Annotated in this window: 29 protein-coding genes; 13 read left to right on the top strand and 16 right to left on the bottom strand. The window is 64.9% G+C overall.

Annotation, left to right across the window (positions count from 1 at the left end; genetic code table 11):
• Position 1: 1 nt before the first annotated feature.
• From DDQ50_RS16795 to DDQ50_RS16820, 6 genes are read right to left on the bottom strand one after another with little or no spacing between them, the layout of a single operon-like run.
• Complete coding sequence (locus DDQ50_RS16795; protein ID WP_116757950.1) at positions 2-1,465, bottom strand: ATP/GTP-binding protein; 1,464 nt, start codon at positions 1,463-1,465, stop codon at positions 2-4.
• A complete protein-coding gene (locus tag DDQ50_RS16800; RefSeq protein ID WP_116757951.1) occupies positions 1,462-3,111 on the bottom strand; it encodes a hypothetical protein in 1,650 nt (549 codons plus the stop codon). The genes DDQ50_RS16795 and DDQ50_RS16800 overlap by 4 nt, the downstream gene beginning before the upstream one ends.
• Positions 3,108-4,502 carry a hypothetical protein gene (locus DDQ50_RS16805; RefSeq protein ID WP_116757952.1) on the bottom strand — a complete coding sequence of 465 codons (1,395 nt, stop codon included), beginning with the start codon at positions 4,500-4,502 and terminating at the stop codon, positions 3,108-3,110. Before DDQ50_RS16805 ends, DDQ50_RS16800 begins: the two co-directional genes overlap by 4 nt.
• Positions 4,502-5,188 carry a hypothetical protein gene (locus DDQ50_RS16810; protein ID WP_116757953.1) on the bottom strand — a complete coding sequence of 229 codons (687 nt, stop codon included), beginning with the start codon at positions 5,186-5,188 and terminating at the stop codon, positions 4,502-4,504. The genes DDQ50_RS16805 and DDQ50_RS16810 overlap by 1 nt, the downstream gene beginning before the upstream one ends.
• 3 nt (positions 5,189-5,191) lie before the next feature.
• Positions 5,192-5,473, bottom strand: a complete 282-nt coding sequence (locus tag DDQ50_RS16815; RefSeq protein ID WP_116757954.1) for a hypothetical protein — start codon at positions 5,471-5,473, stop codon at positions 5,192-5,194.
• 20 nt (positions 5,474-5,493) lie between these two features.
• Positions 5,494-6,639 (bottom strand): MinD/ParA family ATP-binding protein, encoded by a 1,146-nt coding sequence (locus DDQ50_RS16820; protein ID WP_116757955.1) that lies wholly within the window; start codon positions 6,637-6,639, stop codon positions 5,494-5,496.
• Between the two features lie 220 nt (positions 6,640-6,859).
• On the opposite strand from DDQ50_RS16820, the gene DDQ50_RS16825 reads away from it, so the two are divergent.
• Positions 6,860-7,177: an ArsR/SmtB family transcription factor gene (locus tag DDQ50_RS16825; protein WP_165829877.1), complete on the top strand. Its 318-nt coding sequence runs from the start codon at positions 6,860-6,862 to the stop codon at positions 7,175-7,177.
• Positions 7,178-7,295: 118 nt separating this feature from the next.
• Here the strand turns inward: DDQ50_RS16825 and DDQ50_RS17365 are convergent, their stop codons facing one another.
• The gene (locus DDQ50_RS17365) at positions 7,296-7,637 is read right to left on the bottom strand and encodes a hypothetical protein (protein ID WP_165829873.1); all 342 of its coding nucleotides are present in this window, start codon (positions 7,635-7,637) and stop codon (positions 7,296-7,298) included.
• Between the two features lie 32 nt (positions 7,638-7,669).
• Positions 7,670-7,894 carry a hypothetical protein gene (locus DDQ50_RS17370; RefSeq protein WP_165829874.1) on the bottom strand — a complete coding sequence of 75 codons (225 nt, stop codon included), beginning with the start codon at positions 7,892-7,894 and terminating at the stop codon, positions 7,670-7,672.
• 211 nt (positions 7,895-8,105) lie between these two features.
• On the opposite strand from DDQ50_RS17370, the gene DDQ50_RS16835 reads away from it, so the two are divergent.
• Both DDQ50_RS16835 and DDQ50_RS16840 read left to right on the top strand, forming a co-directional pair.
• The gene (locus DDQ50_RS16835) at positions 8,106-8,558 is read left to right on the top strand and encodes a helix-turn-helix domain-containing protein (protein WP_240614501.1); all 453 of its coding nucleotides are present in this window, start codon (positions 8,106-8,108) and stop codon (positions 8,556-8,558) included.
• Positions 8,559-8,604: 46 nt separating this feature from the next.
• Positions 8,605-9,183, top strand: a complete 579-nt coding sequence (locus DDQ50_RS16840; protein WP_116757958.1) for a PIN domain-containing protein — start codon at positions 8,605-8,607, stop codon at positions 9,181-9,183.
• A 30-nt stretch (positions 9,184-9,213) separates the two neighbouring features.
• Here DDQ50_RS16840 and DDQ50_RS16845 read toward each other — a convergent pair whose 3' ends face one another.
• Both DDQ50_RS16845 and DDQ50_RS16850 read right to left on the bottom strand, forming a co-directional pair.
• Positions 9,214-9,468, bottom strand: a complete 255-nt coding sequence (locus DDQ50_RS16845; protein WP_116757959.1) for a hypothetical protein — start codon at positions 9,466-9,468, stop codon at positions 9,214-9,216.
• Between the two features lie 76 nt (positions 9,469-9,544).
• A complete protein-coding gene (locus tag DDQ50_RS16850) occupies positions 9,545-10,021 on the bottom strand; it encodes a signal peptidase II (RefSeq protein ID WP_240614503.1) in 477 nt (158 codons plus the stop codon).
• Positions 10,022-10,270: 249 nt separating this feature from the next.
• Between DDQ50_RS16850 and DDQ50_RS16855 the strand changes: the two genes are divergently transcribed.
• Both DDQ50_RS16855 and DDQ50_RS16860 read left to right on the top strand, forming a co-directional pair.
• Entirely contained in the window at positions 10,271-10,633 is a 363-nt protein-coding gene (locus tag DDQ50_RS16855; protein WP_116757961.1) for an ArsR/SmtB family transcription factor, read from the top strand.
• On the top strand, positions 10,633-11,550 hold the full coding sequence (locus DDQ50_RS16860; protein ID WP_116757962.1) for a cation diffusion facilitator family transporter: 918 nt from the start codon (positions 10,633-10,635) through the stop codon (positions 11,548-11,550). The genes DDQ50_RS16855 and DDQ50_RS16860 overlap by 1 nt, the downstream gene beginning before the upstream one ends.
• 1 nt (position 11,551) lies before the next feature.
• On the opposite strand, the gene DDQ50_RS16865 is transcribed toward DDQ50_RS16860, so the two are convergent.
• Positions 11,552-11,890 (bottom strand): DUF6804 family protein, encoded by a 339-nt coding sequence (locus DDQ50_RS16865; protein WP_116757963.1) that lies wholly within the window; start codon positions 11,888-11,890, stop codon positions 11,552-11,554.
• Positions 11,891-12,726: 836 nt separating this feature from the next.
• Between DDQ50_RS16865 and DDQ50_RS16870 the strand changes: the two genes are divergently transcribed.
• Genes DDQ50_RS16870 through resB form a run of 7 tightly spaced genes read left to right on the top strand, consistent with a single transcriptional unit; the run spans position 12,727 to position 20,437 of the window.
• Positions 12,727-13,383 (top strand): M23 family metallopeptidase, encoded by a 657-nt coding sequence (locus tag DDQ50_RS16870; protein WP_165829878.1) that lies wholly within the window; start codon positions 12,727-12,729, stop codon positions 13,381-13,383.
• Complete coding sequence (locus DDQ50_RS16875) at positions 13,383-14,066, top strand: DsbA family protein (protein ID WP_205663700.1); 684 nt, start codon at positions 13,383-13,385, stop codon at positions 14,064-14,066. Before DDQ50_RS16870 ends, DDQ50_RS16875 begins: the two co-directional genes overlap by 1 nt.
• Positions 14,067-14,083: 17 nt before the next feature.
• Positions 14,084-14,653 carry a TlpA family protein disulfide reductase gene (locus DDQ50_RS16880; RefSeq protein WP_240614504.1) on the top strand — a complete coding sequence of 190 codons (570 nt, stop codon included), beginning with the start codon at positions 14,084-14,086 and terminating at the stop codon, positions 14,651-14,653.
• Positions 14,650-15,861, top strand: coding sequence for a M23 family metallopeptidase (locus DDQ50_RS16885; RefSeq protein WP_133246010.1), 1,212 nt, complete (start codon positions 14,650-14,652; stop codon positions 15,859-15,861). The genes DDQ50_RS16880 and DDQ50_RS16885 overlap by 4 nt, the downstream gene beginning before the upstream one ends.
• A gap of 55 nt (positions 15,862-15,916) precedes the next feature.
• Complete coding sequence (locus DDQ50_RS16890; RefSeq protein ID WP_240614505.1) at positions 15,917-17,848, top strand: bifunctional copper resistance protein CopD/cytochrome c oxidase assembly protein; 1,932 nt, start codon at positions 15,917-15,919, stop codon at positions 17,846-17,848.
• On the top strand, positions 17,838-18,794 hold the full coding sequence (locus tag DDQ50_RS16895) for a cytochrome c oxidase assembly protein (RefSeq protein WP_240614506.1): 957 nt from the start codon (positions 17,838-17,840) through the stop codon (positions 18,792-18,794). The genes DDQ50_RS16890 and DDQ50_RS16895 overlap by 11 nt, the downstream gene beginning before the upstream one ends.
• Positions 18,791-20,437, top strand: a complete 1,647-nt coding sequence (resB, locus tag DDQ50_RS16900) for a cytochrome c biogenesis protein ResB (RefSeq protein ID WP_116757966.1) — start codon at positions 18,791-18,793, stop codon at positions 20,435-20,437. The genes DDQ50_RS16895 and resB overlap by 4 nt, the downstream gene beginning before the upstream one ends.
• Here resB and DDQ50_RS16905 read toward each other — a convergent pair.
• The 4 genes from DDQ50_RS16905 to DDQ50_RS16920 all read right to left on the bottom strand — a co-directional run bounded on the left by DDQ50_RS16905 (position 20,434) and on the right by DDQ50_RS16920 (position 23,757).
• Entirely contained in the window at positions 20,434-20,979 is a 546-nt protein-coding gene (locus DDQ50_RS16905) for a copper resistance CopC family protein (RefSeq protein WP_165829879.1), read from the bottom strand. The genes resB and DDQ50_RS16905 overlap by 4 nt on opposite strands.
• Before the next feature lie 44 nt (positions 20,980-21,023).
• Positions 21,024-21,752, bottom strand: coding sequence for a YcnI family copper-binding membrane protein (locus tag DDQ50_RS16910; RefSeq protein WP_116757968.1), 729 nt, complete (start codon positions 21,750-21,752; stop codon positions 21,024-21,026).
• 46 nt (positions 21,753-21,798) lie between these two features.
• Positions 21,799-22,422: a hypothetical protein gene (locus tag DDQ50_RS16915; RefSeq protein WP_116757969.1), complete on the bottom strand. Its 624-nt coding sequence runs from the start codon at positions 22,420-22,422 to the stop codon at positions 21,799-21,801.
• A gap of 111 nt (positions 22,423-22,533) precedes the next feature.
• Complete coding sequence (locus DDQ50_RS16920) at positions 22,534-23,757, bottom strand: Nramp family divalent metal transporter (RefSeq protein ID WP_240614508.1); 1,224 nt, start codon at positions 23,755-23,757, stop codon at positions 22,534-22,536.
• A gap of 210 nt (positions 23,758-23,967) precedes the next feature.
• On the opposite strand from DDQ50_RS16920, the gene DDQ50_RS16925 reads away from it, so the two are divergent.
• Entirely contained in the window at positions 23,968-24,156 is a 189-nt protein-coding gene (locus DDQ50_RS16925) for a hypothetical protein (RefSeq protein ID WP_133246011.1), read from the top strand.
• A 97-nt stretch (positions 24,157-24,253) separates the two neighbouring features.
• On the opposite strand, the gene DDQ50_RS16930 is transcribed toward DDQ50_RS16925, so the two are convergent.
• The gene (locus tag DDQ50_RS16930) at positions 24,254-24,925 is read right to left on the bottom strand and encodes an arsenate reductase/protein-tyrosine-phosphatase family protein (protein WP_116757972.1); all 672 of its coding nucleotides are present in this window, start codon (positions 24,923-24,925) and stop codon (positions 24,254-24,256) included.
• Positions 24,926-24,929: the final 4 nt, after the last annotated feature.

Below are 24,929 nucleotides of genomic sequence, written 5' to 3' on the forward strand. Positions count from 1 at the left end.
GTCAGCCGTCGCGTCGACCGGCGGCCAGGAACGCCTCGTCGGTGTCGGTGATCTGCTTTTCCCACGGCGACCGGACGTGCTGCATCAGCGTCTCCGGGTGCGAGCCGTACTTGAAGAAGTGGAACCCGTCGCCCAGCTTTTCGATCTGCGGGGCCGTCTCGGGCGCGAACCCGAAGGTGCGTTGGCACCACAGTGCGTCCTCGGGGCGCGACTGCCGGTAGACGTGCACCGTCTGGGCTTCCTGCACCATCGCCAGGCCCGGTGAGTTCGGCGGGATATCGCTTCCCTTGTGGAAGACGAACACGTTGGACAGGGCGAGGCCGCGGGAGAGCTTCTGGTTCGATCGGGCGAGCGCGGCGGAGGGGCCGGCGGCGATGTGCCACCCTTCCTCGTAGATGCAGTTGGTGGCCCAGCCGCGGTCGCTGCGGAGCCGTCCGAGCAGCCACATGTGCCCGATGGCCATGACCGCCGGCACGGCGGGGCCGTCCTCGGGGAGCTGCGAGATATCGAACGAGGTGAGCTTGCCGCGGAGGTCGACGTCGGGGCTCGTCTCCCCGTCGAGCAGACCGGCGTAGTCGTGCAGCAGCCCGTTGAGGGCGAACCGGACCGACAGGCCCGCGTGCTCGAGGTCGTCGAGCTGTTTGGCCGACATGGAGCCGTAGTCGGTGAGGTCAGCAACGCGGGAGAGGTTCGGTAGGACGTCTCCGAGCACCGGGGTTCGGCTCTTGTCCTCGTAATCGGCCACGGTCCGAACCAGCGCGGCGCGGAGCGCTTCTTGCTCCCACTCGGACAGTTCCTTGCCGTCGCGCGCGAGGCGCGCGATGACGTTCAGGAGCCGCACCTGACCGGCCACACCGTCGGCGCGCGTGATCGTCGGATCGAGCAGGTTGAGGCGTGTTCCGGTGCCGTCGGTGCTGAAACGGATGGGCTCTGCACCGAACCGGCGGGCGATCCCGGAATACTCGCCCTCGCCGTTCTGATCCTTCTTGTCGAACACGACCGCACGGCGCTTGGCCAGCACAAGGGGGCGGATGACGTAGGTGGTCTTGGTCAGCGATGACTTCCCGCCGCCTACGTCGCCCATCACGACGACGTTGGGGCTCGACACGATGCGCGGGACCGCGTTGTACGCCGTTACCGGGTCGTGGGCGATCATCGTGCGGGAGAGCACGTCGCGGCCGATGACGATGCCGCTGGTGCCGGTGGGGGCACCGATGACGGCACTGTTGAGGACTTCGGCTTGTCGGGTCGTTGTCGGAGCTCCGGGCAGGCGGGGTGCGTAGAACCCCCGGTTCGCCCGTCCCCGGTTAGTGCGCAGCTGCGCCCCGGGGAGCTGCCACGGCACGACCTCGGTGGAGTCGCACGCTTCCTCGGGTGTCTCGATGACCGGCGGTGCGAACGCGCGCAGCACGGGCAGGGTCCAGAGCCGGGACTGCTTGCCGGTGTCGGGCGCCTCGGTGGTCATAACGACTCCTTCTCAGAGGTTCCGGCGAGGGCGCGCGCAAGGCGCGTGCCCAGACTCGGGGTCGGGCTGCCGAGCCCGCGGCCGATCGGCCAGGTAGTCCCCGACGCGGCCGACTGGTAGCTATCTAGCCATTCCAGGCGCTCGATACCGAGCCCGGTCGAGCAGGTCTCCTCAAGCGAGCGGGAGGCTTTCATCAGCTCGGACCGGCTGGTCTCCGAGATAGTGACGTAGCCGACCCACGTTCCGCCGTGGTGCGGTGAGCCGTGCGCGAGATCCGCGTCACGGCGAGCCGCGGCCGACATGTTCGCCCCGGTGACGTCGTTGGCCAGGCGTCCCTTCTCGGCGTCCTCGATCGCGGCCGCGCGGTCGCGCAGCAGGTCGCGTCGGGCGGACTCGCGGGCCTCACCGTTGGGCACCAGGTGGACGTGGAACGCGAGCGATCGCACGAAGTGGATATCGGCGCCGATGAGCAGGTCCAGCAGCCAGAGCTGGCCGCGGGCGCCGACGGCGAGGTTCTCAGCGCGGATCGCGGCGGTCCGGTGCCACCATTCCACCGGCTTACCGGTGGAGGGGTCGATGCCGTCGACCACGTGCGCGGAGAACTCGTCATGCGAGGGGAGCCCGAGCGCGGCCGGGTTCACTCCCGCCACCTGGTCGATCGGGCGGGACGGGTTCTGCTGGTGCAGCATCACCGCTCCCAGCCGCCGGGCGGAGAGGGTTTCGACCTGGCCCACGCGGGCGTCGATGAGCCCGCGGACGGTCGAGGCGATTTCCTGCTGCATAAGGCCGCGCCAGCCGTCCCGGCCGGGGCCGTACTTCTTCGCAGCGTCGATGAATGCGGCAGTGATCGGCCACGAGACGGTGACGAAGTGGCGTTGCACCATGGCGTCGCCGCCGGCGATGCGCAGCACCTGCTCGTAGGACTTCTTTGCCTCAAGAGGCGCGGTGGGGTCTTGGGCGTCTGCGACCCACGCCTCGTGCGGGGTCGAGTCCGCCGGCAGTACGCGGGTAAGCATCTGCACATCGCCAACCAGGCTTGTCGGAGCTGCGCGGGAGGCCAGGAACATGCCCCAGCCCTCGGCCGCGCGGCGCATCACCGACGAGGACTCCACGCCGCTCATCTGACCGGTGACGGTGAAGGTGACGGAGAGGTAGTTGGGCTCGCCCACCGGGGCGTGCCAGGCGATACCCGGTTCGTTCGGGGCGCTGTGCAGCCACCCCATCCCGTCGGCGCCGTCCGGCGTCGCGCGGAGCGCGGACAGCTGCTTCCACGCGGCCCGCTTCGCGGCGGAGTCCCGGGCCTCCTGGTACTCGCGTGTGCGTTCGTCCCACTGAGCTGCCGTGTAGGGCTCGAACCGGTCGGTGCCGTCTTTGAGCCGTTGCGCCCATCGGGTCCGCCGGGTGCGGCGGTCGAGGATCGACCCGCGGTGGGTGCGCTGCGTGAGTAGAAACCCGCCGCCGCCCACTAGGAGTGCGATCAACAGCCCCCAGATTCCGAACAGGGGTGTGAGGATCACCGCGGCGAGGAACGCGGCCACGAACGCGATGACGCGACCGCGGGAGTGCGTGCCGCCGAAGAACGAGCGGTGTCCGGATTCACCGCCGATCACTCGGCTGACGCCGCCCCGGGTGGTGTCGACGCTCACTGCGGTTCTCCCTGGTCGTCCATCGCGTCGGCGGCCTGGTTACCGGCCTCCTGCGCGACTTCCACGGCCTTCTGGCCGACCTCGACGGCTTTCGATCCCGCGTAAACGGCGCCTGCGGCGATGATCGTCGGGATGCCGACAGCAGCTCCCACTCCGGTCGCGGACTCGGCCGCGCCCGCTGCGACACCGGCACCAGCGACCGCCTCGGCAGTACCGCCCGCTGCAGCACCCTCGGCTGCAGGAGCGGCGACCTTGGTTGCGCCCGCTGCGGGTGACGACGCCTTCGACGCGGCGTCGCTGAGCCCGCCGCCGCCGCCGGAACCCGCGGAAGTAGAGTCGTCACCTGACGTGGGGCCGCTTTGCGGCCGGGTTTGCGGCTGCGAGCTGCCCGACTGGGACTCCGGGGAGTAGCGCGAGGTCGCGTCTCCTGAGTCCTTCGGACCCCAGTTGCCGGCGTTCATTGCCACCCCTGAGCTGCCGCCTGAGCCGACCGGGATCACCGGTGCGAACTTCATCAGCAGCAGCGGTGACAGACCGGCCAGGAACATCGCGAAGACGGCCACGAGCAGCTGCACGAGGCTCTGCAGGGAGAAGTTGTTGCCGAACGTGTCGACGCTCGCGCTCATCATGCTGAACGCCAGGCCGAGCATGAAGAACAGCAGCGGGTGGGCAGCGAGGATCCCGAACCAGAGTCCGATGAGTCGGAGCCCGTAGCTGCGGCGGCGGGGGTCGATGATCCACACCAAACCGAGCGGGATCAGGACGCCGGTGAAGTAGAGGGTGATCAGCTGCACCACGAGGATGCAGAGCACCAGGACGAGGCCGATCAGTACGAGTAGCATCGCGGCCGCTGCGATCGGCACTCCGCCGGCCATTCCGACCGGGTCGGCGTCGTCCAGCATCTTCTGGAACGCGGTCGCGGTGCTCTGCACGCTGCCGGTCAATCCCCACGACGTGACGTCGGTGGACAGGGAGTGGAAGAAGCGCACTAGCAGCTGCCCGACGGCAGGGCCGAACATCGCCCCGATGAGAAACAGCGGGAAGAACAGACCGATGGACGACACCAGCTCGCGGCCCGACTGGGCGCCGCGGGCGGTGCGGATGATCTGCGGGAACAGCAACACGATCGACACCAGCACCGCCGCCGCGAACGAGATCCGGTAGGCCGCGATGAACCAGTCAGCGGTCAGGTCCGGGAGGGTCGCGCTCGTCAGGAACGGGAACAGCTCCGTCGATAGCGACTTAGCGGCGTCGCGGAGCGCTGTGAAGGTGTTGCCCCACGGATCCGACCAATAGTTGACCGCCCCGGATATGCCGTTCACGATGTCGGTGACGCCACCGAACGGGTCGCCTGGAGTGGTGCCTGCGATCCCACCGTCATCTGTAGCCATCAGCAGCCCTCGGTGAACTTAGTGCCGGCGGCGAACAGCGTCTCGGTGGTGCGGGTTCCCTTGAAACCGTCGATCCTCCATTGGCCGTTATCCCATGCAAGCGCAACGGTGACTGACGACACGTAGCGCGGACTCAGCGCACCGTCGATGACGTAGGCCGTTCCAATAGAGACGGTCACTGCGTCGGGGTTCGCCGAATCGAGCAGCCACACACCACCGATGGTGCTCATGTAGAAGTCCTGCCCGTCTTCGACCAGTCCACTCGCGAAGTCAGGACCGTGGGCGAGGTAGCTCGCAACGTCGATACGCGAGGTGATCAGTGAGGACTGCACGGTGTTGATTCCGTCAGCCGGTGGGAGGGGAGACCGTTGCATCCACCGCACGAACGAGGCAGCGAGTTCGGTTGCACCGTTAGTGGTGTGAGGCGCGGCCCTTTGGGCTGAGAGCAGCATGTCCGCGTCGCGCGCTTCACCGCCAAGACAGCCCGTGGGCTGCACGTCGGCACCAGCGTTACCGACCTCGCCAGGCGTTGCCGACGTCGACTGCGACTGAGTGGGCACCGTGGCGTCGGTGCTCGAGTTCGAGCCGTACACGACCGCGGCCGCGACGATCGCCGCGACGGCAAGGATCACCGCGAGGATGATCCATCCTCCACGTCCGCGCGGTGGCTTGAGTTCCGCGCTCATCGGCTAGCTGACGAGAGCGAAGATCGCAGTCACGATGACCGCGAGTGCCGCGAGTAGCGCGAGCGCGATTCCGGCACCGATCGCCTTCTGGCGACCGTTCTTGTACTCGTTCGGGTTCTGAGCACCCGAAGCGGTGCTCATACCGGCGATGGAGACGATGAGGTAGATGATCGCGATGACGATTGCGATGCCCCAGGCACCGGCGAGGATCTTCTGCCACAGCTCGGTGAACTGGGCGCCGAAGATTGAGAAGTCGGGGAGGATCCCGTCAAGTGGGTTCTGCATGTTCTTGCTCCTTGCGGGGGTTAGCGGGCGTTGAGTTGGAGTGAGCGGACGATGCCCGCGGCGGCGGTCGTTAGTGCTGACCGTGTAGCCGGCGTGAGCTTCGCGAGGGTGAGTTCCCCGCGCTCGGCTACGTGGGCGTCGTAGGGGATGGCGTAGGTCTCTCGGACGCCAGAGCGTTCGAGCAGGCCAGAAAGCCGCTCCATGATCCGGGGATCCTCGGGGCGTCCGTCGGTGAGGCGAAGAACGATCGCGTGGTTGGCGAGGTCGGCGCTGTGGCCGCCTTCCAGCCGCATCCGCTCGAGCAGGGACATGGCCCCAAGAACGACGTCGGCGGAGTTCAGGACCGGGATCACGAGGACGTCGGCGGCGTCGATCGCGCCCACGAATGCGTCGCTCGAGGGCTGGTTGCCGCTGTCCATGATGCGGACGGCGTAGTAGTCATCGACCACGCTGGAGACGCGGCGAACGTCGTTGCCGCTGAGTGCGGGACGGGCGCCGGTGGAGCCGATGATCGAGGCGAACGAGGTCTGCGGGGCGGTGTAACCGGCGAGCTGACCGGCGCTGCGGATCGCGTCGACGTCGCGGACGAGTTCCCCCATTCCGAGCGCGGGCTTGCCCTCGGCTCGGAAGGTGAGGGTGCCGGGGTCGTCGGATACTTCGATGACGGCCACCGATCCGCCGCGGATCGTCGCGAGCGTGCCGCCCAGCAGCACCGACACGGGGGTCTTACCGACCCCGCCCTTCGGGTTCGCGACCAGCACGCCGACGGCGCGAGTCCACGTCGCCTGCCGGATGACCTGTTCGTCGCGGCGCACTGCGGCGTCGGCTTCGAGCCGCGCCTTCTCGGCGCCGCTCGGAGCGAGCCGGATTCCGACGCGGCCGAGCGCTCCGCGGAACCCACGGGTGGCACGGCCTGGCTGCGCTGCGGGCTCGTCTGCGAGCAGGTCACTCATTGGGGAGTTGACCTCTTCGATAAGTGTGGCGGGGGTGTTGGGCCGTGCAGCGGGCATCGGAGGTAGCGCTGTGGCCTCTGGCGCGGACACCCAACTGGTGGGTCCGACCTCGGCTACGGCTACGTCTTCGACGTAGCTGGCAGCGCGACCGGCGCCCTTGAAGGGCGCGGTGTCTTCGTAGGGGATCCCGTGGGAGCCGTCTGATTCGCTCATGATCCTTCCACCCTTGCCTGTCTAAACATCTAGGGCAACTTGAGGTTGCTCCACTTAAAACGCCATGTTCGCTCAGCGAATACTTTTAGTCTGACTCGCTGTTTGAGCTTAACGCGCGAGGGCCAGATGTGGTATTCGAAGCGGTCAGCCTCGCAGTTCCGGGAAGTGGGCGTCGAAAACTATCCACAGGCCCGGTGTCCCCCTCGGGCACAATGGGTGCGTGCCACACGAACGCCCGGAACTCGTCGCGCCTCCTGAGCGCGCCGCCGCGGCGCATCAGGCCGTGGCCGTGGAGTCCCGGTTGGCGACCCTGCGGTTCCTGCTCGAGAACCCGGGCGCGACAGTGCAGGAGCTTGTTCCTGTGCTTGGGATCTCTGCCCAGTCGACGCGCGCGAACCTCGCAGAGCTCGAAGCCGCCGGCTTTGTCACCACGGACGCCGGGGACGGCCCCCGGAACGGAAAGGTCGTCCGTTACCGGGTCGACCGGGAGCGGTTCACGACGGACCTTTTGGCCTTCGTCGCCTGGGTGCTGCGCTAGCAGCTACTTCCGGCGCATCGCCTCGCAGGTGCCACCGATTCGCTGCGCGAACCGGTGCCGGTGCCGGTGCCGGTGCCGGGCATCTTCCGCGGCCCGTATCGGTGGCCGGGTCGTTGGCTTAGTTGTGAGCGGGACTGCGGAACAGCAGGTCGCTGGCGTGGCCACGAGCTGTCTGAACGCGCTCATGCGCTCCGGCAGCATGCACGGACGCTTGTTGAAGCGCGTCAGCTGCGGTGTTGAGCTTGTCGGCTGAGATCTCGTCGCTGTCGGCAGCGCGGATGAACCATTGCGAGAGCTGGCCGTAGGCCTTGGCGAGAGAGTTCTCTGCCTCGGCTAGGGCGGCGAGTACCGTGTGCGCCTCGTCCAGGTCTTCGATGTTGGGAGCCAGTGTGGCGAGCCCGGTGGCGTTGGCTGAGATTTCCAGGCTGCGGCGGATCGAGTTCGGGTCGGTGTGGGTCACGTCGCCTTCTCCTTCGGGTGGGGGTGGTCGGTCTAAGAGAACGGCACGAGGATCGCGTTGACGGCGAGGCCGATCAGCAGCGGGCCGACGAATAGGACGCCGCCGGCGAGGGCGCCGAAGAGTCCGAGTCGGAAGATGCCGCGGCGGGCGTGCGGGATGAATCCCAGCACGAGTGCGACGGGGCGGAGGTTCGTGGCGAATGCGACGACGACGCCGAGCGCGAAGAGAGCGAGCCCGAAGCTCTGCAGTTCGTACATGGCGGTCATCCTTCCGTTGGGGTGAGCGTCTGCGGAGAGTGGCACGCACCGCCGACATCAGGACGTCGAGCGGGCAGTTTCACCAAGCCGCAATTCCCGGTGGCGGCTGCTAACGTCCGCTCCCGGCAGTTACCCCAGTGAGGGGACATAGGGTTGCACTTACAACCGCAAGTTGCATAGTGTGGGGCGCCAATCGAATCGGAGCAAGCTAATGGCCAGTATCGCCATCGACCAGTTCTCTCTGCCGTCGACCACCGTGGCAGCCGAGCCCGATGTTCGCCGCGAAGCGTCCTCACTGATGGAGACAGCTCACGACCGCGAAGTCGCGACCGTTGTGGCCACGCTCGAGGACGGCACTACGTTGACCCTCGAGCCAAGACTGACGCGCTTTGTCATCGACATCATCGAAGCGATCGCCGCCTCGGGAGTCGTCTCGACCACGACCCTCCCCGAGATACTCACCAGCTCTGTCGCAGCCGAATGCCTTGGCATATCGCGTCCCACTTTGATGAAAATCATTGAGCGGGGCGAGATCCCAGCGTTCAAGGTCGGGACACACACCCGTTTGCGCCGGGACGACGTCTTTGCCCTGCGTCGAGCACGTCAAGAAGCACGCGGTGTCGCAGTGCGCGACCTCCGCGATGCAGGAGCCGACTTCGACTGACAGCGCCGACCCTCGTCGTATCTTCCACCGCTAGTACGGTGGCGAGGTGATCATTCAGCGCGTCTTCGTTGACGCAAACGTCCTTTACAGCCGGACGTTGCGCGACTGGCTCTTTATGCTGCGTAATGAGATCGAGGGCATGTTCCAGCTCCACACCTCACGAGATGTCATCGTTGAAGTCCTTTACCAGCTGAGGCGCAACCATCAGGACATGGATGGGGGCGTGATCGTCAACCTCCATGACAAGATCACCGCGGCGGTGGATGAGATTTTGGATGATTTCGACGCCTCAATCTCCTACACCGGCGAAGACCCCAACGATAGGCACGTTCACGCAGCGGCGGTGGCCTGCGCAGCTCAGATCCTGCTCACCGAGGATGCAGGACTTACATCAGACGATGAAACCACCTACGAAGTCTGGAACTGTGACGACTTCTTCGTCCTGATTGACGACTCTGCGGGTTGGTTTGTGGAACGGGTTGTGAGAGATCAGCATCGGTATTGGTCGGCGCGACCCGGTCGTCCGAAAAGCATCGTGAAGGCGCTGGAAGATGCAAGATGCCCACAGTTCGCAAAGCGTGTAGCCAAGCACCTGCGCACCCTGTCTGGGCCGCCGCCTCGGTAGGCGCTCAAGCTGGCCCTTTAGCAGCGTCTCCTACTGAGGATCTGCGTGGTCCGTCTTGCTGGGCTGGCGGTCGTCGCCTCCGACTTGCGGAACTGGCGAATCGCCTTCGAGCTCCGAGGCACGTTTGATCGCTTCGCGTTCTTGTTTGGCGTACTTGGCGTACGCGGCACGCTCGCGGGAATCGGATTTGATGATCGCTCGGACTATGAACCAGAAGATCAAGCCGACCAACAGTGTTGGCACCAGCGAGTAGATCGCGTTGAACCAGTAGTTGTTCATGTCCATAGGGAGACTCCTCGTTCGGTTGCGCTGGCTCTTCGGGTTGGTGCACCGGGCTGAACGGGTTGAGCGATGACTGCCATCAGTCTGAGCCGGCCTTGACGTCGGGCTCACCCGTGATGGTTCCGTTCGGCCGTCTTCGCACCAGCAACGCCACGACGATTACCGCGCCGACTCCGAGTGCCACGTCGGCGAGGTTTCCGATGAAGAGATCACCGTAGGCGAGGAAGTCGGTGACATGTCCCCGTCCCGGCGCGGGATCGGCGAAGAGTCGATCAATGAGGTTGCCGGCAGCGCCACCCCATACGAATCCGATCGCCACAGCCCACCCGAGCGACTTGGCCCTGGCCGCAGCCACCAGCAGCGCGACAGTGGCTACTGACGAGACGAGGGTAAGAATCCACGTGCTTCCCGACCCGAGGGACATCACGGTGCCGGGGTTGAACGCGAGCTGCAGCCCTAGTAGGTCGCCGAGCAGCGGGATGCGGTCACCATTGGAGAGAGATCCGATTGCCAGAGCCTTCGATGTCTGATCGATCGCTCCGACCGCCAGTGCCACCAGTGCTGCAACGGCAAAGTTGCGCCCTTTGCGCGTCCGCGCAGGTTCCTCGGTGGGCGTTGACTCTGTCATGCGTCTCTCAAGGGGTAGGGCTCCGTCTCACCGAGGTTTGCCCAAGTGAGTCGGACTGTCGAGTGGGCGCTTCATGGTCGGTTACTCGGTTGAGCGGCTGGCACTGCGTGAACGCCGGAGGGCAGGAGACTCTCATGAAGCGTGGCGGTGACCTGTCCAGCATGACACAATCTTTGTATGTTCGCAGATAGCCAGGTAGATGGATACGATCCTCATAATCAGAACGTTGAGGTCGCTGCTGAGCTGTTCGGCATGTTGTCTGACCCGACCCGGATCCGGATCGTCCTTATCTTGGCGGGGAGTGAGCGGTCGGTGAATGAGATCGCGGAGCTCCTGGACCGGGCGCCAACCACGGTCTCTCAACATCTGGCGAAACTACGAATGGCGCGTCTGGTCACCTTCCGACATGAGGCAAACCGCGTCTTCTACCGGTTGGCCAACGAGCACGCTCGCCAGCTCGTCCAGGACGCCTTGCATCAAAGCGAGCACACGACTGGAGAGCCGCTGCGGCACGAGGACGCTCGGGAGGGGGAGTCCTGATGGGGCATGATCATGGCTCCACCGATACCGGCCGGCCGAACCGTACCCGTCTGGCCATCGCCCTATCTCTGACCAGCACTGTCCTGATCGTTGAGGTCATCGGCGCGATCGTTACGGGCAGCCTGGCCCTCCTCGTCGATGCGGCACACATGCTCACCGACGCCGGCGGGCTCGTGATCGCTCTCACCGCGGCCACGCTGATGTTGCGCCCACCAACCTCTAAACGCACTTGGGGATACCGCCGCCTCGAGGTTCTGGCGGCGCTTGCACAGTCGGCGGTCCTTCTCGCGGTCGGGGTCTACGCCTTTGTTGAGGGCTTCAAGAGGCTGTTCGAACCGCCCGACCTCCCGTCAGGGGAGCTGCTTATCTTCGGCATCGTCGGGCTGGTGGCCAATGTGGTGTCGATCCTGGTTCTCAGCGCCGGACGAAATAGCAACCTGAACCTCAAGGCAGCATTTCTGGAAGTGACTAACGATGCTTTGGGCTCTGTCGCGGTGATCGTAAGCGCCCTGGTGATCATGTGGACAGGCTGGGGTCAGGCGGATGCAGTGGCGGGGATGCTGATCAGTGCGCTGATCGTGCCGCGAACCATCCTCCTTCTTCGGGAGTCCAGCGCGGTGCTGCTCGAGACCACACCGAAGGACCTCGACCTGGACGAGGTGAAGAGGCACATGCTTCAAATGCCCGGCGTGATCGCCGTCCATGATCTGCACGCTTCATTGATCGGCACAGGGCTTCCCATCCTTTCAGCGCACGTCACGGTGGATGACGATCGGTTCCGCGACGGGTCTGCACCCGACCTGGTTCGCCGGTTGCAGGAGTGCGTCGCTCAGGACTTTGATGTGAAGATCGAGCACTCCACCTTCCAGCTAGAACCCTTGAGCCATCGGGAGGCAGAACACACCGGGCACGACTGAGCTACTTGCGCTTCCCGCCGGACTCCGGCACCCGGAGGAATAAGCCCACCGCCAGGAAGGCGGCAGCAGCGAAGATGTGGCCGGCGGCCCACAGGACGCCCTCGAACGCGAATGGCAGCACCGGGTTCCAGAGAACAGCAACGGCGACCATCGGCAGAGCCCACCACCACCGGCGTCCTTGGACGGCGAAGACGATGATGATCAACGCCAGAATGCTCACCAAATAACGAACGATCTGGTACCCATCGAACTCGAGAACGAACAGCCCCGCGACGCACGCTGCGGCTCCGATAATCCCCGGCAAGAGCCCGGGCCGGTAGTACTCGGTGGCCTTGTTCACCCTCACATCATGGCATCGGCCCACCAGCCTGGTTGCTCGCGCAGACGGCCAGGGGCCCGTCATTTCTGGCCCTTTGCTACGCTGACACGGATCAGGGGTATGAGATAGGGAAGGCGAGGTGGGGTTGTGACCGACGTTTCTTCCTCGTCGCGCCCCTTCCGGCTCCCGTTGACGTTGGTGGCCTGGCTTCTCATAGCTGGCACCGTCGTTGGGCTTCTTCTTGCCCATACGGCCGAGCGCGCTCACGCGGCCGAATCGTTGGCAGCGGGCGGCGAAGTGGCCTCGTCTGTTCTGGTTGCCGACCCCGCACCCGTGGCCGCGGGCAGTGTTTTCGATGCTGTGTCAGCCGCCTTGGGACTGGACGCGGTCGACGGCGGGTTGCTGTGCGCAGCGCTGGCGATCGGCTGCGTTATCGCGTTGGTTTTCGCTTCCCTTCGGAACCCCCCTCGTCTGGGCGGGGTTCTGTCATTGCTTCCCCGCCCGGGTCCCCTGTCGACCTGGGCGCGCAGTGAGGCCCCTCGGGCAGCCTCGCTAGTCACTGTTTCCATCCTGCGTCTCTAGGAAGGGCCGAGCCGGCGTATCCCCGCGCCGACACGTCCCCATCCCATCGAGAGCTCGCTCGTCGAGCACACGCAGGAAAGACGATGCACGACACCCATCCGCCCTCCCATCCTCCGCTGCCCACACGCCGATCGGTTCGCCGTGAGGTAGCAACTTCCGCTCCGCGCCGGCAACGACTTGCTGGACGCGGGAAAAATCCCGCCAGCCGCAGACCTTCCGCGGTGGAGGCGGACACCCGGCGAGGTGTGCGTCGTTCCCTGATTTCGACTGTGGCTGTGACGTTCGTCACCGCGTTGGCGGTGGCCACCTCGTTGCCCGCTGTCGCTGTCGGCTCGAACCACACCGAGGAGGTGCTGGCAGGATTCGCAGCTGCCGGCGACACCCAGGAGCTCAGTGTTGGCGCTTCGGGCGCTGCAGCACAGATCGCCCGCGATAACTACGGGGCCTCGACGCCGGCCCAAATCGTGGCACTGGAGACGATGAGGCTGGCCCCCACATTCGTCAACGACCTCACCTCAGCGGTGCAGTGGCCCTTCCCGGCCGGAGTGCCGCTCAGTGACATGTACGGGCCCCGTTCGTGCAACGGGTGTGCCCCGTTCCACAAGGGCATCGACATGCTCCCCGGCGAGGGCACTCCTATCCAGGTCATCGCCGATGGCACCGTCCTGGAGACGGGCGAATCGGACTCCGGCTTCGGCAACTTTGCGATCATCGAACACTTCGTCGATGGCAAACGAATCACCACCCTTTATGCCCACATGCAGTGGGGTTCCCTGCAGGTCGTCCCAGGTCAAGCGGTGTCCGTTGGTGACGGGGTGGGCCGAGTCGGCAGCACCGGGTTGAGCACTGGCCCGCACCTTCATTTCGAGGTCACGGAAGACGGCGACTCGGTCGACCCGTACGAGTGGCTCACAGAAAAGGTTGGTCGATGATGTCGAAGAACGAACCCATTACCAAGAAACCCCGACGCTGGCTTGCCCCTGTCATCGCCGCAGGGGTTGTTCTGATCACGATCCTGGTGGTCGTCATCGTCGCAATGAACGCAACTGCCCAGAGCAATGCAGTTCTTCCGCCTAACACCACACCGCAGGTGCTCCGGGAGGACAGTCACCGACTTGATGTCGCCGAAGACGGGAAAGCGACCTTGGTCGAGTTCCTGGACTTCGAGTGCGAGGCCTGTGGGGCGCTCTACCCGTTTGTGGAGCAGCTGCGTGAGCAGTACGACGGCCGAATCACCTTCGTCGTGCGCTACTTCCCTATCCCTAGTCACCGGAACTCTGAAAACGCGGCCATCGCGGCCGAAGCGGCGGCTGCGCAGGGACAGTTCGAGCCGATGTACTCGCGCCTGTTCGAAACCCAAGCCGAGTGGGGAGAGAAGCAGGAGCCCCAGAGCGACCTCTTCCGTTCATACGCCGAGGAACTCGGGCTGGACATGGACGATTACGACGCTGCAGTGGCCGACCCGGCCACCAAGGAGCGGGTCCAGAAGGACTTCGCCGACGGCGTCGCTGTCGGCGTCGAAGGCACCCCTACGTTCTTCCTCAATGGGGAGAAACTGAACCCTGAGACCACTCAGGACTTCACTGATGCCGTCGATGCGGCTCTCGCCCAGTGAGGAAGATTCTCTCCCTGGTGACCGCCGGCGTCCTGCTGGTGGTCCTCAGTGGGTGTGCCGGCGGAGATGATCTCGCGGATCAATATCGTTCCGGCAATCAACAGAACTACGTCGCGGGCAACGGCGCGATCCTCGAGATCGTGCCGGACGATCGGGAAGATCCTGTCGAGTTCTCCGGTCAGCTGGATTCCGGTAGCGAGGTGAGCAGCTCCGACTACGAGGGAGAGGTTCTCGTCGTCAACTTCTGGTACGCCTCCTGCCCGCCATGCCGAGCTGAAGCGGCCGACCTCGAAGCGGTAAATGCAGCGTTCGCCGATCAGGGTGTGTCGTTCTTGGGCGTAAATGTTCGCGATGATCAAGCCGCCGCAGTGGCGTTTGCGAAGAAGTTCGGGGTGACCTACCCCTCCTTGCTTGACCAGGAAGGGCAGGTCCTCTTGGCCTTCAGCGGTGTAGTGGCCCCTAATGCCGTCCCGACCACTCTGGTCCTTGACCGGGAGTTTCGCGTCGCAGCGAGGATCCTCGGCCAAATACCTGACCGTTCGATCCTCGAGGGACTGATCGACCGAGTGCTGGCTGAGCAGCCGTGACGGCAACAATCAGTCGACGCGGTATCACCAGCATTGCTGGTGCGGTCGCTGTGTTCATCGTTCTCCAAACCGGTCTCCAGGGCGGGCCGGCTATGGCCGCCGAGTACCCGTCGTGGGGTGAGGTAGAGGCCGCGCGTTCAGACGAAGCCAGCAAGCGGGCCCAGATTGACCAGCTGTCCTCGCTGATCTCCCAGTTGGATGATGAAGCCGCGGCCGCGCGGGCCGAATCCGACGAGCGCTCCCGACAGTACGAGATCGCGCAGGCGGCCTTTGACGAAGCAGCAGCGGCAACCCGACGCCTCGATGAACAAACCGAGACTGCCCGGTTGCAAGCCGAGAGCTCGACGAGAGAGGCCGGCCGTGTCGCCGCGATGATGGCTCGCTCCTCGACCCTGGGGGTGGGCACCGAGGCGATCATGAGCACGAAGGGCGCTGATGCGCTGCTCGGGAGACTGGGGGCCGCGTCCCGACTGACCATCTCCCTCGGTCTCGTCCAGGATGCCGCTCAACGAGATCAGAGCGAGGCCGCCGCTCTCTTGGGTCAAGCCGAAGTCGCTCGCGCCGAGCGCGAACGGCTCCTCACCGCCGCAGATGCTGCCTTCCAAACAGCCGCCGAGGCCAGCCTGCTTGCCGAGACGAAGCTGTCCGAGCAGCAACAGTTCGGCGAGCAGCTCAAGGCCCAACTCGCCGTGCTATCCGAGGACCGTGCTGCCACTGAGGCGGACTTCGCTCGAGGGCAAGAAGAGCGGAAGCAGGCTGAGCAAAGCAGCCCGAACCTTGATTCAGGCCAGTTGAGCGCGCAGGGTTGGGCGCGCCCGGTGCCTGGGCGCATCACCGACCCTTATGGTCCACGCCCACAGCAACCCGTTCCCGGGGTCAACCCGTTCCATTACGCAACCGATCTTTCAGCGGGATGTGGAACACCGATTTATGCGGCAACGGATGGGACGGTCGAGTACGCCGGGTGGTTCGGCAGCTACGGCAACTGGCTCCTTCTCGACCACGGTTCAGGCGTTCAGACCGGATATGCGCACACGTCACAACTGCTGGTCTCGAGAGGGCAGCAAGTCTCCGCCGGGCAGGTAGTGGCATTTGCGGGAACAACGGGAGCGTCCACGGGGTGCCACTTGCACTATGAGGTTCGCGTCGACGACGCCCGGGTCGACCCCGAGCCGTTTATGAGCAGCAGGGGCGCCGCCCTTGGCTAGCCGACCAACCACGAACTCCCCACCGAGCGTCTCGTCGCGGCGTTATGGGGCCTTGGTGGGTCTGATTCCTGTCCTCGCGGCGGCGGCGGTTATTGCCGCATTCGCCGCTGTCACCCCCTTCGAACCGGAAGTGCTCGACAGCGGGGGTCTGATGGTGACCCTCGGCAGCCCCCTGGTGAAGGTGCTCCTGAATCTGAGCATGGCGACCACTACGGGAGCCCTCATCCTGGCCACCTTCGTACTACCGGCTGGTCCTGGCCGGAGCCGCGCTCTGGATGTTGCCGCCGTCACTAGCGGCGCGGCGGCGGTGCTGTGTGCGCTGGGGGCGGTGCTGTCGTTCATGAGTCTGGCTGGCGAGTTCTCCCCCGATGTCTTTCTACCGGCCCTTGGCCAGTTCCTCACCACGATTGAGCTCGGGCAGGCGTGGACGTTCACCTTCCTCGCCAGTAGCGCTTTGACGGTGCTCTGCTTCGTAGCGCGTGGGCCGTGGCCGGTGGCGGTGACCGCCGTTTTCGCGCTGGCATCGTTCGTGCCGTTGGCGTTGCAAGGCCATGCCGCGGGTGCGGGTAGCCACAACTCCGCCTCATCAGCGTTGTGGCTACACATGACGGGAGCGGGGATCTGGATCGGCGGCCTCGTGATTCTGGCCCTCCTGTGGGCAAGGGGGGATCTGGGCTCACCGTCGAAGTCGGCGCCCGTCTTGGAACGGTATTCAACCGTTGCGCTCTACTGCTTCGTGATCGTGGCAGTCTCCGGCACGATCGGCGCCGCCCTGCGGTTCGACTCCGTGGATGAGGTTTTCACCACACCATACGGGTGGCTTGTTCTGGTCAAAGTTGCTTTGCTGATCGCCCTCGGCGCTGCAGGGGTGGCTCACCGGCGACGGTCCATACGCCGGGTGCGTGAAGGCTCGAGCGGTGCTTTCTGGCGGATTGTGGCTGCCGAGCTTGCTTTGATGGCTGTGGCAGCGGGAGTGGCGTCCGTCCTTGCCCGGACCCCGACGCCCGTCCAGGAGGCGTTGGCGGTCACGCCAGCGCAGCGTCTGACCGGACAAGAGTTGCCGGCCTTTCCGGAGGCGTCGAACCTGTTGTTGTCGGTGACCCCCGACCCGGTCTGGTTGCTCGTCGTTGTTCTCGGGGCTGGTACTTATCTGGTCGGGGTTCGTCGGCTGAGCGGCCGCGGCGACCGGTGGCCGTTGGGCCGGACGATCAGCTGGATGGCAGGCCTGGGAGTGCTGCTGTATGCCACCAACGGCGGGGTCGGCCTGTACGGCACCTACCTGTTCAGCGCCCATATGGCTAGCCACATGCTGCTGGGGATGGTTGCCCCGATTCTCCTGGTGGCCGGCGCCCCGACGACTCTTGCTCTTCGAACGATCACGGCCCGCAAGGACGGAAGCCGTGGGGTGCGGGAGTGGCTGCTTGCACTGATCCAGTCCCCGGTTGCGCGAGTCTTCACCCACCCTGTGGTCGCCGCCGCGCTGTTTGGGACGTCTCTGATCGCTTTCTACTTCACTCCGCTGTTGGGGTGGGCGGTCGATGATCCGGTGGGGCATCAGTGGATGGTGGCCCACTTCCTTCTGACTGGTTACCTCTTCGCGCTGACCTTGTTCGGGGCTGATCCGCTGCCCTACCGCGCGCCCTATCCGCTGCGGCTGCTCATTCTGTTGGCAACGATGGCTTTTCATGCCTTCTTCGGGCTGGCGATTATCACCAGCGGGGCTCTTCTTCTTCCCGAGTGGTACGGGGTGATTGCCACCGGTTGGGACATCGATCCGCTCGATGATCAGCGGGTGGCTGGTGGTATCGCCTGGGGCATCGGTGAGCTTCCGGCATTGGCAATCGCGCTTCTGATCGCGGTGCAGTGGTCACGTTCGGACAAGCGGGAGGCGCGTCGTGTGGATCGTCACGCCGACCGCACGGGCGACGCGGAGCTCCGTGAATACAACGAGCTTCTTGAGCGGATAGGCAAGAAGCGTGGCCTCTGAAACGCTGGCCGCCCTTCCTGTTGCGCCTCCCTCTCTCGGAACCTTCCTCGAGTGGGCGCCGCTGACGGCACCGGTGCTTCCTGCAGCGATGATCCTCGCGATGACCGGGTACCTAATGGCGCTTGCCCGGGTGAAGTCGGTGGGCGGGAAGTGGCCGTTGTGGCGCACGCTGTGCTTCCTTGCCGGATGCCTGTTGGTGGCGGCGACGACAGGACTTGCGCTCGAGAACTACGGTTACGGCCTGTTTTCGGTGTTCATGTTCCAGCAGCTGACCCTGATGATGGCGGCTCCGCCTCTGCTTGTTCTCGGCGCTCCTGTCGGACTCGTTCTGCGCACCCGTCCCCGATCTACTGGTGCCCGGAGGGCTCTGGCGATGGTGATCGCCGCGATGCGCTCGAGGCAGCTTGGCTGGTTGCTGCACCCGGTGTTCACGATCCCGTTGTTCTTGCTCAGCTTCTATGGCCTGTACCTCACCCCGTTGGCTGACTTCTTCCTCGCCACCACGGGCGGTCATGTGGGGCTGGAAGTGTTCTTCCTCGTCGCGGGACTGGTGTTCACGGTGCCGTTGCTTTCCACGGGTCCGTTGCCGTTCCGGATGACCCACCACGGGCGGTTGATTGACCTCTTCGTTGAGATGCCTCTCCACGCGTTCTTCGGGGTGTTCCTGATGATGGCGCCTCGGGCACTGGTGAGCGCATTCATCACTCCACCCGAGGGGTGGGGCATCGACCCGGTCATGGATCAGGCGATCGCCGGGGGGCTGGCATGGTCCTACGGTGAGGGCCCCACCCTGGTCTTGCTGCTGATCATGTTGGGGCGGTGGTATCGCAACGACACCCGTAAGGCTCGAGAGCGAGATCTGCGGGTCGATGCCGAAGGCGATGCAGAACTTGACGCCTATAACGAGCGTCTCCGCGTCGCGGCGGAACGCGGCGAAAAACGATGACGCACCGTCCATTCGATTACATCGAAGATGTCCGCGATGACGAATCCCGCCCGACAAGGCCGCGGCTTCGACATCGGGCATCACGGTCGCTGCGGTGGCTGTGGACCGAGCTCACCAGCATGCGCACGGCGCTGCTGCTTCTGCTGCTGCTTGCTCTCGCGTCGATTCCTGGGTCGCTTGTCCCTCAACGAAGCGCCGACCCCAACGGAGTTGTCCAGTACTCGGAGAATAACCCCGAGCTCGCGGAGATCCTCGACACCCTGCAGGTATTCGATTCGTATACCTCGTTCTGGTTCTCGAGCATCTACCTGCTGCTGTTCATCTCTCTGATCGGGTGTCTGGTGCCACGGATTCGGCACCACTGGAAGGCTCTGCGGGCCGCCCCGCCGCGCGCTCCGGCCCGATTCGCTCGCATGCCTTCCTCCTCGACGGCCCATCTGACCGGGGTGCCCCTCGAAGATGCGGCCAAGGCTGCGGAATCAGTGTTGAAACGTGGCCGGTACCGGATCGCAACTGAGGTGTCAGGCGGCACAGTCAGCGTCGCCGCGGAACGCGGTTACGTTCGCGAGACCGGCAACCTCGTCTTCCATCTCTCCCTCGTGGGAGTGCTGGTCGCTGTCGCCCTCGGCGGCGGATTGGCCTACACCGGCCAGCGAGTGCTTGTCGAGGGTGAAGGTTTCGCCAACACCCTCAGTGCCTACGATTCCTTCAACCCGGGCCGATTCTTCGATCCCTCTCAGCTGCAACCCTTCTCGCTGACTCTCGAGGATCTCGACGTCACGTATGAGAACGAAAACCTGAATGCGATCGGGCAGCCCCTCGACTTCACCGCGACGGTGACCACCGGTTGGCAGGACCGCCCAGATACCGATCCCGGGCAGGTGCGGGTGAACGAGCCGCTGAAAGTAGCAGGCAGCGACATTTTCCTGTTGGGGAACGGGTACGCCCCGCGCGTGACGGTCACGAGTCCCGACGGGGAGGTGGTTCTAAGCGAAAACGTCCCGTTCCTCCCCCAGGACGCGTTCCTCACCTCGCTGGGTGTCATCAAGATCCCCGATGGGTTGCCGCAGCAGGTTGGGATGATCGGATTCTTCTACCCTTCCCAAGATGTGGGCGATTCCGGGGCATATTTCTCCAACCACCCGGACCTCCTCGACCCGGTACTCACGTTGAACGTATTCGTCGGGGACCTGGGCCTTGAAGAAGGCATCCCCCGGTCCGTGTATGCACTGGACACCGCCGGGATGGAGCAGCTCACTGGCGGAAAATCGGGAACCGCATCCGTCGAACTCGCCCCGGGTGAGTCGGCGGAGCTCCCTAACGGTCTGGGGACGGTGTCGTTGGATGAGGTGAAACGATTCGCCTCGTTTGATGTGAGCTTCGATCCCGGCCAGAACTGGGTGCTGCTGTTCTCGATCTTGATCGTTGCCGGGTTACTGGCGTCCCTGATGATTCCGCGTCGACGTCTCTGGGTGCGCCTGACCCAAACCTCCGACGGGGTGCGGGCAGAGTATGCCGGTCTGTCTCGTGGAGATGACCCTGGCCTTGATCAGGCGGTCGAGGCGTTGCGGTCCAGTCACTGCGACTCGATCCGGGGTCTTGGGGGCGAAAGCGTGATGCCTCCGCCCCCAAGCATCAGTTAGCTGTTCTTCATTCTCCGGGCGGCGATCACGAATCCGATCAGCCCGCCCACGAGGATGACACCACCGACTCCCAACCCGATGAGGAGCCCTGTCTGGCTCTCGGCACCCTGCGGCACCTCACCATCCTGCTGATCTGAGTCGTCGCCGGGCCTGGCCTCCGCTCCGCAGCGGGGCACGGCCGTCACTCCGTCCGCTGCCGTGGTGCCCTCAGTCGGTTGATAACTGAAGGTGTAGGCGTCGGAAATGGTGTGCCCGTCGGTGGAGACTGCTCTCCAGGTGACGGTGTATTCGCCCTCCTCGCCCAACTCGACCGGCATCGACATTGTTGCGTCAGACAGGGTCACGCACCCGTCTCCGTAGTAGAGGCCCTCGTCGTCCTGGACCCGGATCACGAACGCTGTCCCGATGCCTTGCAGGTCGAGAAGGGTGTTGCTGGAGGTGAGCGATACCTCCGGCACCTCGGTGACGGTGTCGCCGGCCGCGGGCTGGGTTTCGGAGAGCGAGTCATGGGCTTGCGCTGCGGGTGCAGCGATCAGGCTCATTGCCAGCGCGGCAACGGCTGTTGCTGTGGCGATCCACCGCTTCCTCATACGGTGCGCTTCCTGCTGCGCAGGAAAGCGAGCGCACCGAGGACAGCTCCGAGAACCGCGACCACGAGGGCGCTGATGGCCAGACCTATCGCAAGACCTCCGTCGCTCGAGGGTGCTGCCTCGGTTTCGGAGTGCTCCCCCTCGGCGCTAGCGGTGGGGGCTGCGCCGTGTTCGCCTTCCGGGGCCTCGTCGTTGACGTAAAGGATGGGTGCCGGATCGAGTCTCTCATCGGTTTCGGCCTCATCCACGGTCGACGCCCAGTTCGATACCTCGCCGTCGTCGTAGGTCTGAACCACGGGCAGCGGCAGCTGCCCCACTTCCGGGATCGGGCCGAGTCGGAGGGTGAACTCCTCAAACTGGCCAGGCTTGATCCCCCCGCCGGCATCGGCAGTGAAGATCACTCGAGTGGGCGCCTGAGTTATCTCGGTGTCCCCTACAGTCACCGGTTCTGGCAGCTGTTCTGTGACGATTTCACCGGACCACCCTGGGGTCGGCTGGTAGCGCACGTTCACCAAGGGGGTTTCGGTCGGCAGCACGATCTCGAGCTTGTTGGTTGCTGCTGTCTCGGATTCGTTGGGGACGGTGAAGGTAACCGCGGCTGTTCCGCCAGGAGTGGCGGAGCTGGGGTCGATTCCCACGTGTGCGATGGCTGGCAGGGCCTGAGTGAGGGCGAGGACTGTGCCGATTGTGAGCGCGCCGATGGCGCCGGTGATTTTCCGGTTCATGATGAAGCTTTCGTCTTGTGTGCCCCGGTGGAAAAGGGGGGCTGAATCAGGGGTGAGCGATGACGAAAGCTGACGGTGGTCCGCGCCTCAGGAACCATCTGCTGATGGTCGACGACTGCCACTGCTGCTCGGTGTGCTCAGGTCGCGGGGCAGAGGGGCGGGCACTGTTTACCGGAATCGGAACGGTCAAGATCCGGCGCAGTCGCCGCAGACCAGCCCGCAGCGCGTAAGCGACGAAGCGCTGCCCGAGGGTTACGTAAAGGATTGTGAGGGTGGCGGCGATCAGGTGCATCACCGTCATATCCGGGTGGACAGCTCCCCCGGTCTCGGGAAGCGCAGTGGGAACCATGTGGTGCCCCGCTGGTACTCCGGTGTCCCGGTGCGCGTTGAGTGAAAAAACGTAGTGGTAGATCAGCTGAGCGGCCGCGGCACCAATGCTCAGCCGTCCCAACGTCAGGCGATCTCCTGCCACGAGGATCCCGAGGAGACAGCTGCCAGCGAGGGCCAGGGCGATGGCTGTGTATGAGGGAACGCCGCCGCCGGCGAGCACGTGGCCGGCGAGGGCCACGAAGGTGGCGAAGGAGCCGACACTGCTTCCTCGGGCGACGCGGGATTGGCGTCGACCGATCGCGACGATATTCGCCTGCGCGGCTGCTCGCTCGAGGGACATGACCTTCCCCGTTCGTGGTCGTGTCTCAGCCTATCGACCGCCTCGACCGGGGACCGTCTCGGCAGGAGCTCGCGCTAGGCCGCTCCAACAGGTCCTCTACCCCTGTCCGCGCTAGTTGCCTGATACGAGCAGCACGATGAGGGTGATGTTCAGAGCAACCAGTAGGACACCGGCAACCGTAGCGAGCACGGTGGTCCACCATTTGTTGGCCACATCGCCCACCACGGCTCGTCGTGAAGTGAGCCAGATCAGGGGCACTAGTGCGAATGGGATACCGAACGACAGCACAACCTGACTGAGCAGCAGTGCCTGGGTCGGTTCGACACCGGCGATCAGAACCAGCAACGCAGGGATGATCGTGATGATCCGGCGGGCCAGGAGAGGCACGTTGATGTGCAGGAGTCCGCGCATGATCTCGGAGCCCGCGAACGCTCCGACCGATGACGAGGCGAGTCCGGAGGCCAGCAGCCCGATCGCGAACAGGGTAGCCACTGCCGGCCCTAACCCCGAAGCGAGTGCCGTGTAGGCGCCCTCGAGGGTGTCGGTCCCGGGTACGCCCTGCAGCGATGCAGCGGCGACCAGCAAGATCACGACGTTGATGCCTCCCGCCACGGTGAGGGCAATAGTCACGTCGATGCGTGTGGCTTTCAGCAGTATTGGTCGGCTCGAGACCGGGTCGAGGCCCGCGAACTTGTCCCGACTCAACGACGAGTGCGCGTAAATCGCGTGAGGCATCACCGTTGCGCCGAGGATCGACGCGGCGAGGAGCACCGAACCGCTGTCCTGGAAACGAGGAACCAGGCCTGCAAGAGCTGCGGCTGGATCGGGCGGCCCGATGACGATGCCCGCGCAGAAGCCGATTCCGATGATCAGTACCAGTCCCGCAATGACACCTTCGAAGACCCGGCCGCCGCGGTGGGTGTGCAGCGCCAGCAGGATCAGAGAAACACCGCCAGTGATGATGCCGCCTGCCAGTAGCGGCAGACCAAACAGCAGGTTAAGTGCGATAGCTCCACCGAGGATCTCGGCGACATCTGTGGCCATAGCGACGAGCTCGGCCTGCACCCAGTACGCAAATCGGAGCGGGCGACGCTTGATCCGTCGACCCAGGTTCTGGGGCAGACTCGCTCCGGTTGCGATGCCGAGCTTGGCTGAGAGGTATTGAATCAGCCACGCCATCGCGTTGGCTGCCACCACCACCCAAATGAGCAGGTACCCGTAGGCGGCGCCTGCGGTCATGTTGCTGGCCACGTTGCCGGGGTCGAGATAGGCGACGCCCGCAACGATGGCCGGACCGAGCAACGGCAATAACCGCCCCGCGGTGGGCCGCTGCACCGCTCGGATTGTCACAACGCCTCGCGAAATTTCGGCACACCGAAATATATGAGCTGTGATCCGTCAGAGCAAGGATTCCGGCTTCAGCTAGCCGCCCCTTACCCCGAGGCCCGCCTAGGTCGCGGGGAGCACGCTCTCTGCGAGCTTGAGTTCGACCGATAATCTCCAGGCGCCCTCCGGCGGGCCGCGGCGCTCTGATTCACTATGCAAATGGTCGTTCCGCTTCTCACCGGTCTTGGCGGTGTTGTTCTTCTCGTGATCTTCTTCGCCCTCAGCAGCGCGGAGGGCTCGTTCGCCGTGCTCGTGGCCGCGATAGCCCTGCTGGTATTCTCGGCGATCCGCTTCGTCTTAGACCGTCGTAATCGCCCTTCTAACAAAGCGCCAAACGCCGATCGCTAGTAGCCGCTGACCTCTGGGGTCGCGCTTCGCGTTCGTCTCGTAATCCCTCGGATACGACAGACGCGGGTCCCTAGACCTGCCTTGTCAGCGCCGGGATCTAGTCCGCATCGCTGACTCGTTCAGTAAGGCCGTTGATGCGGCGTGCGATTTCCTCGAACGCGGCGTCGAAGGCTGCGTCGGTTCCGGCAGGGACGGGGTCTGGGATCGACCAGTGCAGTGCGCCGGTGCCGAGTGCCTCGTGGGCGGAGTCGCAGACGGTGATGACGAGGTCGGTGTCGGCCGCGATGTCGCCGAAGGACTGAGGCGCGAGGTCCGGAAGTTCGATTCCGTGCCGTCTGGCCGTGGCGATCGCGCCGGAGGCGATTGTTTCGGCGGGATGGGTGCCTGCCGAGATGGCAGGGATGCTGCTTGTTCGCCGCCATAGCTCGGCGGCGATCTGAGATCGGGCGGAGTTGGCGGTGCAGACGAACAGCACGCGTCGGGCCGCTGCGCCCGCTGACGGGCCTAGCCCTTCCAGGCCGACGGGTTCGAGGCGAACGTAGCTGCGCCGCTTGTCCGCCTCGGAGCGGTTGCGACTGATGATTCCTTCTCGCTCGAGCACTCCGAGGTGGTGAGAGACCAGGTTCGAGGGCATGCCCAGCCGGTCTTGCAGCTCGCGGGGCGAGAGGTCGCCGAGGGTGAGTAGGTCCACGATGCGAAGCCGTGCCGGGTCGGCGAGGGCGGCGTGCTTCGCAGCCCGCACCTCGAGGGAATTTCGCTCTTTGTTCATTGAC

The sequence above is a fragment of the Amnibacterium flavum genome, assembly GCF_003097495.1.
In the GTDB taxonomy this organism is placed as follows: Bacteria; Actinomycetota; Actinomycetes; order Actinomycetales; family Microbacteriaceae; genus Naasia; species Naasia flava.